The following is a 16,858-nucleotide window of genomic DNA, read 5'->3' as shown; positions in this document are numbered from 1 at the left end:
AGGACCACAGGACCACAGGACCACAGGACCACAGGACCCATACAACATAATAAAAACGAGGAACTCTCATCCCTCACTTTTATTATTTTCTAGAACCTAGAACCTAGAACCTAGAACCTAGGTTCTTAAATACGCTGGCACAATTCTGAATAACGGCCGCCTGCAGCCAGTAGTTCTTTGTGCTTCCCGTGTTCAATGATTTCCCCTTCATCCATCAGGCAAATCTGATCCATCTGTTCCAGACCTACCAGGCGGTGGGTGATAAACAGTACCGTTTTGTTTTTGGCATGTTCCAGTAACAGATCCAGGATCTGCTGTTCGGTACGGCGATCCAACCCTTCGGTGGGTTCATCGAGCAGCAGGATCGGTGCATCATGTAACAACGCCCGGGCAATACCTAAGCGACGGCGTTCACCACCAGAGATCTGGCGTCCACCCTCTCCGAGCCAGGTATCTAGTCCCTTACCGTCAAGCAGTGTTTGCAGGCCCACGTTATCCAGTGCCGCCACAAACTCTTCGTCGGTACCTTCGGGTTTTGCCAGTACCAGATTTTCACGCAATGAGCCGTTAAACACGTCAACACGCTGGCTGACCACGGTCACGGCTTTACGGAGTGAGTCTTCATGCCATTCAGGCAGCGCCACATCATCAATACGGATTTGCCCTTGCTGTGGATCCCAGTTTCGGGTCAGAAGCTGAAGCAGGGTAGACTTACCGCAACCGGTACGGCCAAGCAGTGCCAGCTTCTCACCTTGCTTAAGGCTGACGGAAACATTGCTCAGTACGGGTTGGTCGCTACCGTAATAGGTATAGCTGATGTTATCGATAGCGATATCACCCTTCACTGCTGCCTGATGACCGTTCGGATCAAATTGCGTGTCCGGTGTGGCTTCGATGATTTCGTTCAGGCGGCGAGCGGATGTCAGGGTCTGTCCCAGATACTGGAAGGCACCCGCAACAGGCATCATCAGCTCAAAGCTGGCCATCGTGGCAAACGCAACCATGGCGACGAATGGATCGGGGGCCGCCCCACCAACGCCGTCAGCGGCAATCCAGAGAATCAGTACCAGAGTCCAGCCCGTTGCTGCCATTAGAATAGCATTGGCTAACCCGGTCAGGCTGGCCATCTGGCGTTGTGCTGTCAGCAGTGACTGCTGTTCATCTTCTGCCTGTTTGCGGTAACGTTCTTCGGCATTGAACAACAATAATTCTGCGTGTCCCTGTAACCAATCCAGCAGCTTAATGCGATAGTTGGCTTTGGCATAGGTTAGCGTCGCACCATTGGATTTACCTAAGCGGTAGAAAATCACAGGCAGGGCTAACATCAATGCCAGCAGGATAGCACCCAATGTCAGGCCGATCGTTAAATCAAACCAGGCCAGAAAGCCGGTAATGGTAAGCAGACCGATAATGCCAATAGTCAATGGGCTGACAAGGCGCAGATAGACATGGTCCATCGCATCCACATCGGCCACCAGACGGTTTAGCAAGTCAGCATCTCTTAAGTTAGCCTGACGGCCCGGAATTAAGGGGGTCAGCTTTTTGAAAAAGAACAGACGCAGATCGGCCAGTAACTTAAAGGTGGCATTATGGCTGACCACACGCTCGCCCCAGCGGCCAGCGGTACGGGCAATTGAAAACCCGCGAACACCGGCACCTGGCAGCATGTAGTTGAACGTTTCACGGGCAATGGTTAAGCCTGCGATAGCAGACGCTGAAATAAACCAGCCGGAAAGGGTTAACAGGCTCATTGCCGAAAGCAGGGTCGCCAAGCCAAGCAGCATGCCCAGCGTCAGACCGAACCAGTGCTTACGGTAGAGCTTCAGGTAAGGGATTAAATCACGCATTGAGATCCCTCTTATCAGTATGGGAAAGCATGTCGGCGAGTAAACCTTCATGACTAATTTGATCGAAATGACCGTTCTGAACCAGCTTACCGTCTTCTAATACCAGAACACGGTCAATGGCCGATAACTGATCTAAACGGTGGCTGACCATTAATGTCGTTTGGCCTTGTACGGCTTGACTCAGGCTTTTCAGCACCAGTTTTTCACTGTTAGCATCAAGACTGGCGGTCGGTTCATCTAACAACCAAAATGCCCCGCTTTGCAGCATGGCCCGGGCAACAGCGATACGTTGTGCCTGGCCCACAGATAAGCCTCCGGATCGATCGCCGACCTGGTGTTGGTAACCTTTTTCCAGACGGCTGATAAACTCGTCGGCATAGGCCTGTTTCGCCACCAGGCTAACGTGTTCATCAGTTGCCAGCGTGTTGCCTAGGGTGATGTTGTCATGAACAGTGCCGTGAACGAGTAGCGGGTTTTGCCCCACCCAGCTAATAGCCTGGCGCCACTCGCTGTGATCCAGCTCTTTCAGTTCGATCCCGTTGATTTTCAAGCTGCCGCGATAAGGCAGGAAACCGAGCAGGGCATTAAGCAGGCTGGTCTTACCCGCGCCGCTAGGTCCAACCAGAGCAACTTGTTCACGGGCGTGAATATCGAAACTTAACGGGCCTGCAAGAACCTGACCTTGAGGGCTTAGTACTTCCAGATCCCTCACGTTGATCTCGATGGTTTCTGGTGACGGCAGTTCTTTGTCACCAGCGGCCATTTCGTCGGCTTCAATGTTTAGAAACTCAACAATCGATTCTGCAGCACCGATAGCCTGGGCCTTAGCGTGGTAGAAGGTTCCGAGATCACGCAGAGGCTGGTAGAACTCGGGAGCTAACACGAGAACGAAAAGGCCGGTAAACAGCGAGATTGGTACACCATAGTGGCCGAAATTTAATTCACCGATAAACGAGAAACCAAAGTAAACGGCAACAATAGCGACCGAAATGGCGGAGAAAAATTCCAGCACTGCAGACGATAGGAAGGCGAGACGCAATACTTCCATGGTGCGTTTACGTAACACATGCGAGGCGGCATGAAGGTTTTCAGCTTCTGCATCTGCGCGGTTAAATAAACGAAGGGTAGACAGTCCTTGTAAACGGTCGTAAAAGTGGCCAGAAAGGCGCTGCAACGCTTTAAAGTTACGTCGGTTAGCATCTGCTGCCCCTAAACCGACTAACGCCATAAACACCGGTACAAGCGGAGCTGTGACTAAAAAAATCAAGCCCGCAGCCCAGTTTATAGGGAATACTGTAACCAGAATGACGACAGGAACCAGTACCGCAATCGACATCTGAGGGAGGTAGCGAGCAAAAAAGTCTTGCATCTCTTCGACTTGTTCAAGGACCAGGCTCGCCCAGGCACCGGCTGGTTTACCCTTGATGTAAGCCGGACCTAAACTATGCAGGCGGTTTAAAATCAGCTGACGGATATGGAGACGAATTTGTTCACCGCAGCGGTAGCCGAAAATTTCCCGTCCCCAGCTGCATGCAGCGCGTAAGCCTACAATTGCGATCAGGGCGATAAACTGGTTGACGAGTTCATACTTGTCGGTGTGTTCAATGATCAGTTGGTGGAGAATATTCGCTAATAGCGCAGCTTGGCCGACTAAGAGCACCCCAGAAAGGAAACCAAGCCCGACACTCAGCATAAGCCAGCGTTTGGCTAACTTGCTTTGTGATTTTAACCACTTGGTTAAATCACGTTGTAATTGTTTATCCATAAAAAAGGTATCGTTATTAAACGGTATGCTGCAGTATGCAGGCAGATGTTGAGCAGACTGAAAATATCTGGCCGTTATTAACAATAACGGCCAGAAATAAGATTATTTTTGTTGTTCTAATGCGTCCAGGTAACGCTCTGCATCAAGGGCAGCCATACAACCGGTTCCCGCAGAGGTGATTGCCTGGCGGTAGGTATGATCCATGACATCACCGGCAGCGAAGACACCTTCAACACTGGTTTGAGTGGCATTGCCCTGAGTACCTGACTGGACTTTGATATAGCCGTTTGCCATATCCAGCTGGCCTTCAAAGATTGCCGTGTTCGGCTGGTGGCCGATAGCAATGAAGGCACCCATAACGTCAATAGTTTCCGTCGCATCAGATTTGGTATCTTGAATGCGAACACCCGTTACACCCATATCGTCACCCAGAATTTCGTCCAGAGTGCGATCGGTGTGAAGAACGATATTGCCGTTTTCGACTTTATCCATCAGGCGGTTGATCAGAATTTTCTCTGAACGGAATGCGTCGCGACGGTGAATAAGGTGCACTTCAGAAGCGATGTTAGACAGATACAAGGCTTCTTCAACAGCCGTATTACCGCCACCCACTACGGCAACTTTTTGGTTACGGTAGAAGAAACCATCACACGTCGCACAAGCTGATACCCCGCGACCTTTAAAGGCTTCTTCCGACTCCAGCCCCAGGTATTTTGCTGAAGCACCGGTTGAAATGATTAACGCATCACAGGTGTATTCAGCATTGTCGCCTTTCAGACGAAAAGGGCGCTGACTAAAATCGGTTTCATTGATGTGATCAAAGATGATTTCAGTGTCGAACTTTTCGGCGTGAGCTTTCATACGATCCATCAGGGCAGGACCGGTTAAACCTTCTGCATCACCTGGCCAGTTTTCAACTTCGGTTGTCGTCGTTAGCTGACCGCCTTGCTGCATACCTGTAATCATCACTGGGTTCAGGTTGGCACGAGCAGCATAAACAGCGGCAGTATAGCCAGCAGGACCAGAACCAAGGATGAGTAGATTACAATGTCTTACGTTACTCATTACTTCTCCAGGCTGAATGAGATTATCTCTTATTAAGTGAGTGATTGTAGGTAAATTGAGGGCGTAAAGAAAGCGTGTCATTCTGCTGAGTGAAATGCAACTTAAAAGAGAGCGCAGAAAAGAGGGTAACCAATGGAAGAAAAAGGAAAATCAACAGAAAGATTTTCCTTTTTGCTCTACATTATTACAGTCTCAGTTTTATGAGCAGTCGATCAATGCATACTGAGGGCAACGGTGGGATCGGTGTAGTGGAGATCGAAGGCATCAGCCACTTCTTTGCAAGTCACTTTACCGTACATGATGTTCATACCACTTAAGAAGCCTTCATCCTCTAACAGTGCTTTCTTATATCCCTTGTTTGCCAGGTTGATCACATAGGGCAGGGTGGCATTGTTTAAAGCAAACGCTGACGTACGGGCAACGGCGCCTGGCATATTGGCAACACAATAATGCACGACTTCATCAACAATATAGGTCGGATCGGTATGTGTCGTCGGATGAGAGGTCTCAAAGCAGCCTCCCTGATCGATAGCAACATCAACCAGCGCAGAGCCCTGCTTCATTTTCTTGACATGTTCTGCAGTGATCAGTTTGGGGGCTGCTGCGCCGGGGATCAGTACCGCCCCGATAATCAAATCGGCATCGACAACCAGATTATCGATGGCTTCTCTGGTGGAATAGATAACTTTTGCCCTGCCTTGAAATTCAGCATCCAACGCCCGTAGTGTATCTATGTTCCGGTCGAGAATTGTTACGTCAGCGCGCATACCTAAAGCGATACGAGCTGCATTCGAGCCAACGACGCCACCACCTAAGATAACGACCTTTGCAGGTTCGACGCCCGGAACACCACTTAATAAGAGTCCGCGTCCGCCCCGCGAATTTTCCAGTGTCTGGGCTCCAGCCTGAACAGACATTCGTCCTGCGACTTCAGACATTGGCGCTAAAAGTGGTAATGTACCCTTATTATCTGTTACCGTTTCATAAGCAATACAGACAGCTTTACTCTTTATCAAGTCTTTTGTTTGTGGAAGATCTGGTGCAAGATGGAGATAGGTGAATAAAATCTGCCCTTCGTGGAGCATAATTCTTTCTACTGCCTGAGGCTCTTTTACTTTGACAATCATCTCTGATCTGGTAAAAACTTCTTTGGCGCTAGAAATAATGAAAGCACCGGCAGCTTGATAGTCAGCATCGGTGAGGCCAATACCAGACCCGGCTTTGGTTTCGACGAGAACTTGGTGGTTGAGTAAGACAAGCTCACGAACGCTCGCAGGGATCAAACCAACGCGATATTCGTTATCTTTGATTTCTTTGGGTACACCAATGATCATCCTGCTTCCCCCTTGGCATCATAGTGTTTTTGCTATTGGCAAGGTTGTTAATGCGGATCTAATGGCAGTATAGTTTGACTATCAGAGTATTTGATTCTAAATATTAGAAAGTTGTAGTATATTTTTTTGCAAGGAAGTAAGAAGGTGGAATAAAAAATGGTAGATACCAAAAAGAAACCATCCAAGGAATTGGATCGTATTGACCGTAACATTTTGAATGAGCTGCAAAAAGATGGTCGCATCTCGAATGTTGAACTGTCTAAGCGTGTTGGGCTTTCTCCAACACCCTGTCTTGAGCGTGTGCGTCGACTAGAGCGTCAAGGTTACATCAGCGGCTATACTGCGCTGCTAAATCCTCAGTTTCTAGATGCATCGCTACTTGTTTTTGTTGAAATCACGCTAAACCGTGGTGCACCTGACGTGTTTGAGCAATTCAACAAATCGGTTCAGGAGCTGGAAGATATTCAGGAATGCCATCTTGTATCCGGTGATTTCGATTACCTGTTAAAAACACGTGTATCTGATATGTCGGCTTATCGTAAACTGCTAGGCGAAACACTACTTCGTCTACCTGGTGTTAACGACACCCGTACTTACGTGGTAATGGAAGAAGTCAAGCAAAGCAATAACTTGGTTATTAAAACTCGCTAATTACAGTGTGACCTATCTCTGATAGTGATTCAGTTGCTGGTGGCTGAGTGAGGCGAGTGGATCGAGCGGCGTATGCCGCTCGATTTGTATCTGGATGTTATACCAACAGGTATTAACCACTTCTGTTTCTGTGCCGCCTGATCTCACCTCGACACCGACGTTATTTTTTATTCTTACAACGCTATATTTCTCTTCTGTTTATCTTTTACGCAAAAATCAGTCGCCATCTAAAGGTTTCACTCATAGAAAGAATTCCATGAGTGTCGATATATTGAGCGATTGTCACCGTAGATTGACAAAATGATGAATTTTATCAAAGCATAAACGTCTACAATACTGAGTTTCAGTGTCTTGCTTCCAGTTTTTGTTTCTTACACTGATAACATCACAAATGATGTGAACTGGTATAAGATAGGGCAAATAGAAACGCATTTTTCTGGATATATAAACAGTACTCAATGCAGTCAATAATAAATTAATCAAAGGATCAACCAACAAGTGTTGGTGGCTGGTGCTGAGATAGCCCGTTTTCTAGATTGGTTATGACGCCGTTTTTTGGTTATTAAAATAGATACACCGGAGTTTTTTTTGAGGAAGGTTAAAGGCAAACAGCAGCCCAAAGCGCGTCTTTCTGGCGGACAGCGCATTCTTGAGAGCTTTCTAATTATCGGCATTCTGGCCGCCATTTTTATCATGGTGGCATTGGTAAGCTTTGATCCTGCCGACCCGTCATGGTCTCAAACCGCGTGGGAAGGCCCCGTACAAAATAAAGCGGGGGCCATGGGGGCACTCGTCGCGGATACTTTTTTCTTTGCTTTCGGCTCTCTGGCTTACCTGTTACCGGCAGCCATTGTGTTGGCCGCATGGGTATTATTCAGCCATCGGAAAGAGCCGAAGTCGATCGATTATATGATCTACGGAGCGCGTCTGCTTGGCTTGCTCTTGCTGTTTCTGACCAGCTGTGGTTTAGCCGATTTGAACTTTGATGATATCTGGTATTTCTCGTCCGGCGGGGTGATTGGTGATGTTGTTTCGAATATGACCTTACCCCTGCTCAACATACTCGGCACAACCTTGGTGATGATGTTTGTCTGGGCCGTCGGCTTTACGTTATTTACCGGTATTTCCTGGTTATCCATCGTCGATACATTGGGTGACAATACATTAGGCAGTCTGTCTTGGTTGATGAACAAGCTCCGCTCTGATAAATCAGAAACCCTGACCCCGTTCGCGGCCGATATCCCTGATGAGCAGCAAACCCCATATGCCCGGCAGCTGCAATTTGCACAGCAGACGATGCAACCACAGCCCGACGCAGATGATGTGTTATTAGCCTCTTACAGTCAGAAATCGGGCGCAGGGCAGCCGTTTGCAAATGATGAACAATTACCTGCGCGCCAGCCATGGGAAACCGAATCGGCGGCTCCGAGAATTGTAATGCCTGGCCGTAGCCAAGCTTCCAGGGACGAAGCACTCGCGGTTGAGACCGCGACTGCTGCCGTGGCCGGTGAGCACTTTGCCGGCACGGCGTCGCTACAACAACGTCCGGTTCTGTCTGCAGAAGAGCTATCGCCAGCACCGGTTGAGATAACCTCAACAGTGCAGGCAAAGGGGTTAACCATTGCTGAGTTGGAACGTGAATTAGAAAAAGACGAAGACTTTACGGTTTATGTCGAAGAACAAGAACCGCTGACAGCTCCAAGTCGCGCGTTGTCAGAAGGTGAGCCTGAATCCGAGTCATTAGCAAAAATGGCAGAGCATTCGTTACAGGAGCCTCAAGAGCCGGTTTTAGGTGACTTGTCGCTCGTTAATGACCTACCACCTACCGATAAGCCTATGGGGCATGCCCAAGTCGCACTTCAGGACTCACTACAACAAGATGGTGCTGACGTACAAGCAAGCATCGTATTACCGCAAAATGAGCCTGTCGCGGAGCAAACCCTTCCTACGGTAGAGGCCAATCAACAATCGATGGACTCCATGCAAGTTACCGAAGCTGAGCAAGCTGATGTTGAGCGTGGTATCGAACCACACACCAGTATCGAGATAGGTGTCCATGACGGCATGTCTGAATTAGAACGCGCTCAGCAAGCCAATGAAGAGCCGATGTCAGATGAAGAGATCTTTTTGCAAAAGATCCGAGACGCTCAAAAAGATCAAGCCCATGCCGCAGGTCTCGATAATCCGTTTTTAATGCAAAAAGATCCTGATTTACCTGTACCGACATCACCAATGCCGACGATTGATTTACTGGCACCGCCAAAGCAAAACGCTGAGCCGACATCAGAAGAAGAGCTGATGCAAACGGCACGGCTAGTTGAATCGAAGCTAGCGGATTATAAGATAAAAGCACGGGTTGTCGCGGTGTGTCCCGGTCCGGTCATTACCCGTTATGAATTGGATCTTGCGCCGGGTGTCAAAGTCAGTCGAATTTCCGGTTTGGCAAAAGATTTAGCCCGTGCCTTATCGGCAACGGCGGTACGTGTTGTCGAGGTCATACCGGGCAAACCTTATATCGGTCTGGAGCTGCCAAACCATAGTCGTGAGACCGTGTATATGTCGGAAGTGGTCGACAGTGAGCGCTTCCAGAATATGAAAGGCGCGCTGCCTATCGTATTAGGTAACGATATAGCCGGTGAGGCGGTGGTGGCGGATTTGAGCAAAATGCCACACTTGCTGGTGGCCGGTACAACCGGCTCGGGTAAGTCGGTGGGTGTCAACGTCATGATCCTTAGCTTACTGTATAAATGTAAGCCGGAAGATTGTCGTTTCATCATGATCGACCCGAAAATGCTGGAACTCTCGATCTATGAAGGGATCCCGCACCTGTTGACGGAAGTGGTCACCGACATGAAAGATGCTGGTAATGCACTTCGCTGGTGCGTGGGTGAGATGGAACGCCGTTATAAAATAATGTCAACAGTCGGGGTGCGTAACCTCGCCGGTTATAATGCGAAATTACTGGAAGCCACTGAGGCAGGTCATCCGATCTATGATCCGTTGTGGAAACCTGGCGATAGTATGGATGAACATCCCCCGTTGCTAGAGAAAATGCCAAGCATTGTTGTTATCGTCGACGAATTTGCCGACTTAATGATGGTTGTTGGTAAGAAAGTGGAAGAATTGATCGCTCGGCTGGCCCAGAAAGCGCGGGCAGCCGGTATTCACCTCATACTGGCGACTCAGCGTCCATCGGTGGATGTGATCACCGGCTTGATTAAAGCCAATATCCCAACCCGTATGGCATTTACGGTATCGACCAAAACCGATTCCCGAACCATCCTTGATCAGGGCGGGGCCGAATCGCTACTGGGTATGGGTGATATGCTGTATTTACCACCAGGTCAGAGCCATACCATACGTGTTCATGGTGCCTTTGCGTCAGATGATGATGTGCATAATGTTGTCAATGACTGGAAAGCCCGTGGACGGCCACAATATATCGGCAGTATCTTAAATGCAGAACAAGGTTCAGACAGCTTATTACCTGGTGAATCTAAATCAGGAGATGACGATCGAGATCAGTTATTTGATGAGGTTGCCGCTTTTGTAGCTGAAACACGCCGGGGCTCAGTCTCAGGCGTACAACGTAAATTTAAAATTGGTTATAACCGCGCGGCGCGTATTGTGGAGCAATTGGAAGCACACGGAATTGTGAGCCCTCCAGGGCATAATGGTAACCGTGAAGTGTTGGCTCCGCCTCCGCCACCAAGGGATTAACCAGAATGATTGATAATATAGGTTGTTGATAATGATTAAAAAAATAGTAATGAGCTTGCTGATTGCAGCACCCGTAATTGTTTCTTCCGCGGCCTGGGCAGATCCGCAGCAAGAGCTAAGCGATCGATTAAATTTAGTGAATGCGTTCAGTGCTCAGTTTGATCAGCAAGTGCTGAGCCCCGAAGGTGACGTGCTGGTGGAAGGTCAGGGCGATGTTGCAATTAAACGTCCAGATCTGTTCCGCTGGAATACCGTCACACCGGATGAAAACATATTGATCTCAGATGGCAAAACGCTGTGGTACTACAGCCCGTTTATCGAGCAGGTCACGGCAATGTGGCTGAAAGATGCCACAGAGCAGACGCCATTTGTGTTGCTGACTCGCAATAGTGACAGCGACTGGGCGCATTATAACGTGGCGCAAACGTCAGACACGTTCACCCTGACACCTAAAGACAGCACATCCTCGATGGGCAAGTTTGTTGTCACTGTCGCAAAAAGCGGTGAAGTGCGTAATTTCTCCGTTGTTGAACAAGACGGGCAGCGTAGCCATTTCACTTTCCGTCAGTTCAGTAAGCAGATGCCTGAAAGCAGTCTGTTTACCTTTACGCCACCAAAAGGCGTAGAGCTGGACGATCAGCGTAATTAGGTGTGCGTATTCTAGGACCGAGTATCGAGTATCGAGTACCGAGTACCGAGTATCGAGTATCGAGTACCGAGTATCTAGAAACTAGACCCTAGAATCTAGCGCAACGATTTTAAATAGGTGGTACTGAGTACCGCCTTTTTCTGTATTAAAGAGAGTGGTTATTTTGAGTAACTTTAGCCTCGACTTTTCTTCTGATTTTCGCCCGCTTGCGGCACGTATGCGTCCTCGTACAGTAGAAGAGTATATTGGCCAGCAACACATTCTGGGTGAAGGTAAACCGCTGCGTCGTGCGCTTGAGGCGGGTCATCTGCACTCGATGATCCTCTGGGGGCCGCCTGGTACAGGTAAAACGACGTTAGCAGAAGTTGCGGCAAATTATGCCAATGCCGAGGTCGAGCGAGTCTCTGCCGTCACCTCTGGAATCAAAGACATTCGTGCTGCGATTGATAAAGCCAGAGATAATAAGATGGCCGGTCGTCGTACTATCTTATTTGTCGACGAGGTGCATCGCTTCAACAAAAGCCAGCAAGATGCATTTTTGCCGCACATCGAAGATGGTACGGTGACGTTTATCGGTGCGACCACGGAAAACCCTTCGTTTGAGTTAAACAACGCATTGTTGTCACGTGCCCGGGTCTATAAATTGAAATCGCTGGAAACGGAAGAAATTCTGGCGGTCATCGAGCAGGCGTTGTCCGATAAGATCCGCGGCATCACCGATACCAATATCAACTTTGTTGATGACGTTACAGAACGCCTGGCGGAGCTGGTTTGTGGTGATGCCCGTATGGCGCTGAACTATCTAGAACAGCTCATCGATATGGCACAGGAAGACAACGGCGGTATCAAGCAGATCACCTTACCTTTGCTGGCCGAAGTGGCCGGAGAGAAGATTGGCCGTTTCGATAACAAAGGCGATCTGTGGTACGACATGATTTCTGCTGTCCATAAATCGATTCGGGGCTCGAACCCTGATGCGGCGCTGTATTGGTATGCCCGTATGCTGCAAGCGGGCTGTGATCCGCTGTACGTCGCTCGTCGTTTACTGGCGATTGCTTCGGAAGATGTCGGTAATGCGGATCCACGCGGTATGCAGATTGCGGTTTCTGCCTGGGATTGCTTTACCCGGGTGGGTGCTTATGAAGGTGAGCGGGCGATTGCTCAGGCAATCGTATATCTGGCATGTGCACCGAAAAGCAATGCGGTCTACGTAGCCTTTGCGAATGCGAAAGAAGATGCCCGTAATCATCCTGATTATGAAGTGCCGCCTCATTTACGTAATGCACCAACAAAATTAATGAAAGAATTAGGCTACGGGGCTGAGTATCGTTATGCCCATGACGAGCCCGGCGCCTACGCTGCCGGTGAGAACTATTTTCCACCGGAAATGAAAGAGACACGTTACTATCAGCCGACAAATCGAGGCTTAGAGACCAAAATTGCAGAAAAGTTGGATTATCTTGCTTCTTTAGATGCTAAAAGCCCATTAAAGCGCTACCAATAATAAGGCTTTTTGGGTATCGTTGAACAACTGACGTCAGATTTGCTGGCGTATCGAAAACTAAGATTATTTTGACATGAATTGTCTGAATAACATGCATTTCAGAATATTTAAGAGCACAGGATTAGCATGCTAGATTCTAAATTACTTCGAACTGAGCTGGATCAAACAGCTGAAAAACTCGCGCGTCGTGGTTTTAACCTCGATGTTGAAAAATTACGCAACCTTGAAGAGAAACGTAAGTCCCTTCAGGTAAAAACAGAAGAGCTGCAGGCTCTGCGTAACTCGCGATCGAAGTCGATTGGTCAAGCTAAAGCTAAAGGTGATCATGACGCTGCTGAAATAATCCTTGCTGAAGTCGCCAATCTTGGTGGCGAGCTGGATGACGCGAAAAAAGCCCTTGCTGAACTTCAAGTTGAACTTCAAGACGTTACATTATCTGTGCCTAACCTGCCGGACGATTCTGTACCAGCAGGTAAAGATGAAGACGAGAACGTTGAAATCTCTCGCTGGGGTGAGCCAAAAACTTACGACTTCGACGTAAAAGATCACGTTGATTTAGGTGAAATGGCGGATGGTCTTGATTTCGCAAGTGCGGTTAAGATCTCCGGTTCACGCTTTATCGTAATGAAAGGCCAATTTGCCCGTCTGCACCGTGCGATTGCACAGTTCATGCTAGATCTTCACACTGAAGAGCACGGCTACACAGAAATGTATGTACCGTACCTGGTGAACAAAGACAGCTTATTTGGTACTGGTCAGTTGCCTAAGTTTGGTGAAGACCTGTTCCACACCCAGCCTGCTACTGAAGAAGGCGTAGGTATGTCTCTGATCCCAACGTCTGAAGTCCCGCTGACTAACATGGTACGCGATACCATTACAGACGAAGCTGATCTTCCTCTGAAAATGACAGCGCACACACCGTGTTTCCGTTCTGAAGCGGGTTCATACGGCCGTGATACTCGTGGTCTGATCCGTATGCACCAGTTCGACAAAGTTGAACTTGTACAAATCACCAAGCCTGAAGATTCAATGGCTGCACTAGAAGAGCTAACAGGTCACGCTGAGAAAGTGCTTCAGTTGTTAGAACTACCATACCGTAAAGTGATTCTATGTACGGGCGACATGGGCTTTGGCGCATGCAAAACTTACGATCTGGAAGTTTGGGTTCCTGCACAAGAAACTTATCGTGAAATCTCTTCATGCTCTAACATGTGGGATTTCCAGGCACGCCGTATGCGAGCACGCTTCCGTCGTAAGGGCGAGAAGAAGCCTGAGCTTGCTCACACACTAAACGGTTCTGGTCTTGCTGTTGGCCGTACGATGGTGGCGATTCTTGAGAATAACCAAGAAGCAGACGGCCGCATCGAGATCCCTCAGGTACTGCGTAAGTACATGGGTGAGCAGACTCACATCGGCTAACTATTCTGATCACAGTGTGATCATTACCGCTGTTAACAGCTGACAGAGTACAACCTTGTTAAAACCCAGCTTTGGCTGGGTTTTTCTTTGTTCATTATTTAATTTATCGCCACCACGATCTAGCTGCTTTACTCTTATGCCGCAGGTCGCTTGTCTGACTTAATCTCTAGCGGAACAATCTTCGATTCATTGAGATGAATCGCTGGAAAACGGACTGAAATATCATTGGCAATATCCCCCAGCATTAGATCAAACAGAATAAAAATGGTATCTGAAATTCTTAAGGACAACTGATAGAGCGATTGTTTTGTAACCATCACATATGGCGCATTCAGATTGATCTTATCAAAATCTGCCTGCAATTCTTCAAGCATAAAGACTGGGGGAGTCTGGTGCATGAGTAATGATAATTGCCCCAACCGGCGTTGAATTATCTGAATATGGAGTTTGAGTTCTCGTTTTGCGCCGGAATTATCAACATTGTAGTTTTCGATGGTGTGACGAAAGCGGCTTAGGCTGTCGATTGCATTGAGCGTGATGGGCCAAACCGCCTGATATTGGTTGAACAGTTGTTCTTTGCCGGCAGCCAGTAAACTTTGGCTAATAAGATCATCAATCAGATACAGCACATGACGAATAGCCTTGCCATGAACGGCTTGATTGCGTCGTACAGAGTAGTGAAACCACTCATTTAGCAGGCTGTTAATACGCTGGCGCAAAATTCGGTGCATGGGTTTATGTGTTTGCTCTGCCTGGCTAACTAAGGTACGCATCAGAGCCTTAATTGCTTTGGCTTCATTAAGTTCTTTCAGCTCGGACGAGTTGATATTCAACAGGCATTGATGAGATTGCCGGCGGTGAAAGCGTAATAAGTAGATTAGCTGGCGTAATCCAATCACCTGATCAAAACGAGCCTGTAATAGGTTATTCCTTTGATTTGACTGCCAGGCGATGAAACCGATAGCGATAAAACATATCGTAAGTAGTAATATTATCCACATAATTCCTCCTGACACATGTATGCATTTCTATACAGCAAGATATGTGCCGAAGAAATGAGAACAGCAGACTTAACTATTTGGTCTTAAAACAAATGTTTAGGAGTGTAATATGGAAGGGGGATTAGGGGCTGTACTATTTTGGTGAGTATTTGTCCAGATTGGTGCAGATGGACTGTTGGATCTGAAGGAATAAAAAAGGCTCCGAAGAGCCTTTTTTAAACAGAGTAATTGCTGTCTGGTTGAGTCAGTAATTAGCTGTTTTGCGTATCGGGATGAAGATGAAATTCTTCGTCTTTCTCGCCCGCAGCCGGATCGTTGAAGCGTTTGATATCCATTTCATTTTCAGATTTAGCAACAATACAGGTTACAACGCTGTCACCAGTGATATTCACCGCGGTACGGATCATATCCAGCAGTCGGTCTACACCCATAATCAGTGCAATCCCTTCAACTGGCAGACCAACTTGGTTCAGTACCATTGCAAGCATGATCAGACCAACACCCGGAACACCCGCAGTACCAATAGATGCCAGCGTTGCCGTCATAATCACAGCCAGGTAATCACTCATGGTCAGGTCAATGTTAAAGGCCTGAGCAATAAAGACGGTCGCAACACCCTGCATGATGGCGGTACCATCCATGTTGATGGTTGCACCTAGTGGTACGGTGAATGAAGCAATTTTGTTACTAACACCTAAGCGCTTGGTTGCTGTCTCCATGGTGATTGGAATCGTCGCATTTGAAGAGGCGGTAGAGAACGCAAACATAATGGCGTCTTCCATTTTCTTCAAGAATACCTTAGGACTAAGACCTGTGAAGATCTTCAGCATTGACGTATATGTAACCAGACCATGGATCAGTAGTGTTGCTGTCAGTACCAGGAAGTAGCCGAACAGGTTGAAAATTGCATCCAGACCTAAGCTGGTGAACAATTTTGCCATCAGGAAGAAGACGCCGTATGGGGCGATGTTCATTAATAGCGCAACCAGCTTCATGATCACTTCATTTAAGTCACTGAACATGGCGGCGATACGTTCACCCGGCTTGCCCGCGGCACTGATAGCCACACCGAACAGAATAGCAAACACGATGATCTGAAGCGTATTACCCTGAGCCATCGAGTTGATTGGATTTGTTGGGAACATGCCAATAATGACATCACCTAGCGACGGGGCTTCTTTCGAAGCAAAACTGGTTGCTGCTGTTAAGTCAGCACCTGCACCTGGCTGGAAAATCGTACCCATGGTAAGAGCAAGTGTGATAGCAAGCGCGGTTGTTACCAGGTAAAAAGCTAGTGTCTTGCCACCAAGGCGACCCAGGGTCTTGATGTCACTTAGTGAACTGGTACCACACACCAGAGAAACAAAGACGAGTGGCACAACAAGCATTTTCAAGCTTGCAATAAAGATTTTACCACCAACGTCGAACAGGCCATTCACAATGTATTCATAGACAAAAGAGGTTTCCGCAAAAAGGGAACGAATGACAAATCCTGTCAATATGCCCAGAACCATACCGAGAATGACACGGCCGGTAAGGGACATTTTTTTCTTCTGTGTATTCATGAATAGAACACTCCTTATAATTATTCACTCTGTAAATCATTCATCAGAGAGCGGAGCAGGTTAGCAGTAGTTTGGGTGTTAAAGCGAAGTAAAATACTGTTCAAAATGCAAAGATATGTTTGAGATCACACTTTTAGCGTCAGAATAGCATTCTGAAAACATGAATTTTAACCAAGCTTTAACCTGGAGTTTAATTATTAACCAAATATGATGTTGTTGCCTTGATATTTTAAGATGTTGCTCGCGGAATTCAGAAGAAAAAGCCATGTTATCGTGTCGGCCAAAATTTTTGTTAACAATTACAAATGGCAACCATCTATTTCACTGAGTGTTTTTTA

General features: G+C 47.6%; 11 protein-coding genes. 5 read left to right on the top strand and 6 right to left on the bottom strand.

The window, feature by feature from the left end; all coding sequences use genetic code 11:
- Positions 1–125: 125 nt before the first annotated feature.
- The 4 genes from cydC to ald all read right to left on the bottom strand — a co-directional run bounded on the left by cydC (position 126) and on the right by ald (position 6,011).
- Positions 126–1,847: a heme ABC transporter ATP-binding protein/permease CydC gene (gene cydC / locus L4D76_RS05210; protein ID WP_428439877.1), complete on the bottom strand. Its 1,722-nt coding sequence runs from the start codon at positions 1,845–1,847 to the stop codon at positions 126–128.
- Positions 1,840–3,612 carry a heme ABC transporter permease/ATP-binding protein CydD gene (gene cydD / locus L4D76_RS05205; protein ID WP_428439876.1) on the bottom strand — a complete coding sequence of 591 codons (1,773 nt, stop codon included), beginning with the start codon at positions 3,610–3,612 and terminating at the stop codon, positions 1,840–1,842. Before cydD ends, cydC begins: the two co-directional genes overlap by 8 nt.
- 102 nt (positions 3,613–3,714) lie before the next feature.
- Positions 3,715–4,677 carry a thioredoxin-disulfide reductase gene (gene trxB / locus L4D76_RS05200; protein ID WP_428439875.1) on the bottom strand — a complete coding sequence of 321 codons (963 nt, stop codon included), beginning with the start codon at positions 4,675–4,677 and terminating at the stop codon, positions 3,715–3,717.
- A gap of 212 nt (positions 4,678–4,889) precedes the next feature.
- Entirely contained in the window at positions 4,890–6,011 is a 1,122-nt protein-coding gene (ald, locus tag L4D76_RS05195; RefSeq protein WP_428439874.1) for an alanine dehydrogenase, read from the bottom strand.
- Positions 6,012–6,167: 156 nt separating this feature from the next.
- On the opposite strand from ald, the gene lrp reads away from it, so the two are divergent.
- The 5 genes from lrp (at position 6,168) to serS (ending at position 13,954) form a co-directional block, all read left to right on the top strand.
- Positions 6,168–6,662, top strand: a complete 495-nt coding sequence (gene lrp, locus L4D76_RS05190) for a leucine-responsive transcriptional regulator Lrp (RefSeq protein ID WP_005368765.1) — start codon at positions 6,168–6,170, stop codon at positions 6,660–6,662.
- 588 nt (positions 6,663–7,250) lie between these two features.
- Positions 7,251–10,382 carry a DNA translocase FtsK 4TM domain-containing protein gene (locus tag L4D76_RS05185; RefSeq protein ID WP_428439873.1) on the top strand — a complete coding sequence of 1,044 codons (3,132 nt, stop codon included), beginning with the start codon at positions 7,251–7,253 and terminating at the stop codon, positions 10,380–10,382.
- 34 nt (positions 10,383–10,416) lie between these two features.
- Positions 10,417–11,031 carry an outer membrane lipoprotein periplasmic chaperone LolA gene (gene lolA / locus L4D76_RS05180; protein WP_489686026.1) on the top strand — a complete coding sequence of 205 codons (615 nt, stop codon included), beginning with the start codon at positions 10,417–10,419 and terminating at the stop codon, positions 11,029–11,031.
- A 163-nt stretch (positions 11,032–11,194) separates the two neighbouring features.
- Positions 11,195–12,535 carry a replication-associated recombination protein A gene (locus tag L4D76_RS05175; protein WP_428439871.1) on the top strand — a complete coding sequence of 447 codons (1,341 nt, stop codon included), beginning with the start codon at positions 11,195–11,197 and terminating at the stop codon, positions 12,533–12,535.
- Between the two features lie 126 nt (positions 12,536–12,661).
- Positions 12,662–13,954: a serine--tRNA ligase gene (serS, locus tag L4D76_RS05170; protein ID WP_428439870.1), complete on the top strand. Its 1,293-nt coding sequence runs from the start codon at positions 12,662–12,664 to the stop codon at positions 13,952–13,954.
- Positions 13,955–14,088: 134 nt separating this feature from the next.
- Here serS and L4D76_RS05165 read toward each other — a convergent pair whose 3' ends face one another.
- Together L4D76_RS05165 and L4D76_RS05160 are read right to left on the bottom strand one after the other, a co-directional pair.
- Positions 14,089–14,955, bottom strand: coding sequence for a hypothetical protein (locus tag L4D76_RS05165; protein ID WP_428439869.1), 867 nt, complete (start codon positions 14,953–14,955; stop codon positions 14,089–14,091).
- A 251-nt stretch (positions 14,956–15,206) separates the two neighbouring features.
- The gene (locus L4D76_RS05160) at positions 15,207–16,520 is read right to left on the bottom strand and encodes a dicarboxylate/amino acid:cation symporter (protein ID WP_428439868.1); all 1,314 of its coding nucleotides are present in this window, start codon (positions 16,518–16,520) and stop codon (positions 15,207–15,209) included.
- Positions 16,521–16,858: the final 338 nt, after the last annotated feature.

This window comes from Photobacterium sagamiensis (assembly GCF_050337085.1).
GTDB classification, from domain to species: Bacteria; Pseudomonadota; Gammaproteobacteria; order Enterobacterales; family Vibrionaceae; genus Photobacterium; species Photobacterium sagamiensis.
Note: the sequence above shows the minus strand (reverse complement) of the source record. Positions and strands in the feature narration are given on the sequence as shown.

What these genes read in the sequence shown, in the direction of transcription:
- lrp (WP_005368765.1), top strand. Translation starts at nt 6,168, where the DNA reads ATGGTAGATACCAAAAAGAAACCATCCAAGGAATTGGATCGTATTGAC.
- ald (WP_428439874.1), bottom strand. Translation starts at nt 6,011, where the DNA reads ATGATCATTGGTGTACCCAAAGAAATCAAAGATAACGAATATCGCGTT.
- L4D76_RS05165 (WP_428439869.1), bottom strand. Translation starts at nt 14,955, where the DNA reads ATGTGGATAATATTACTACTTACGATATGTTTTATCGCTATCGGTTTC.
- serS (WP_428439870.1), top strand. Translation starts at nt 12,662, where the DNA reads ATGCTAGATTCTAAATTACTTCGAACTGAGCTGGATCAAACAGCTGAA.
- trxB (WP_428439875.1), bottom strand. Translation starts at nt 4,677, where the DNA reads ATGAGTAACGTAAGACATTGTAATCTACTCATCCTTGGTTCTGGTCCT.
- L4D76_RS05160 (WP_428439868.1), bottom strand. Translation starts at nt 16,520, where the DNA reads ATGAATACACAGAAGAAAAAAATGTCCCTTACCGGCCGTGTCATTCTC.
- cydC (WP_428439877.1), bottom strand. Translation starts at nt 1,847, where the DNA reads ATGCGTGATTTAATCCCTTACCTGAAGCTCTACCGTAAGCACTGGTTC.
- cydD (WP_428439876.1), bottom strand. Translation starts at nt 3,612, where the DNA reads ATGGATAAACAATTACAACGTGATTTAACCAAGTGGTTAAAATCACAA.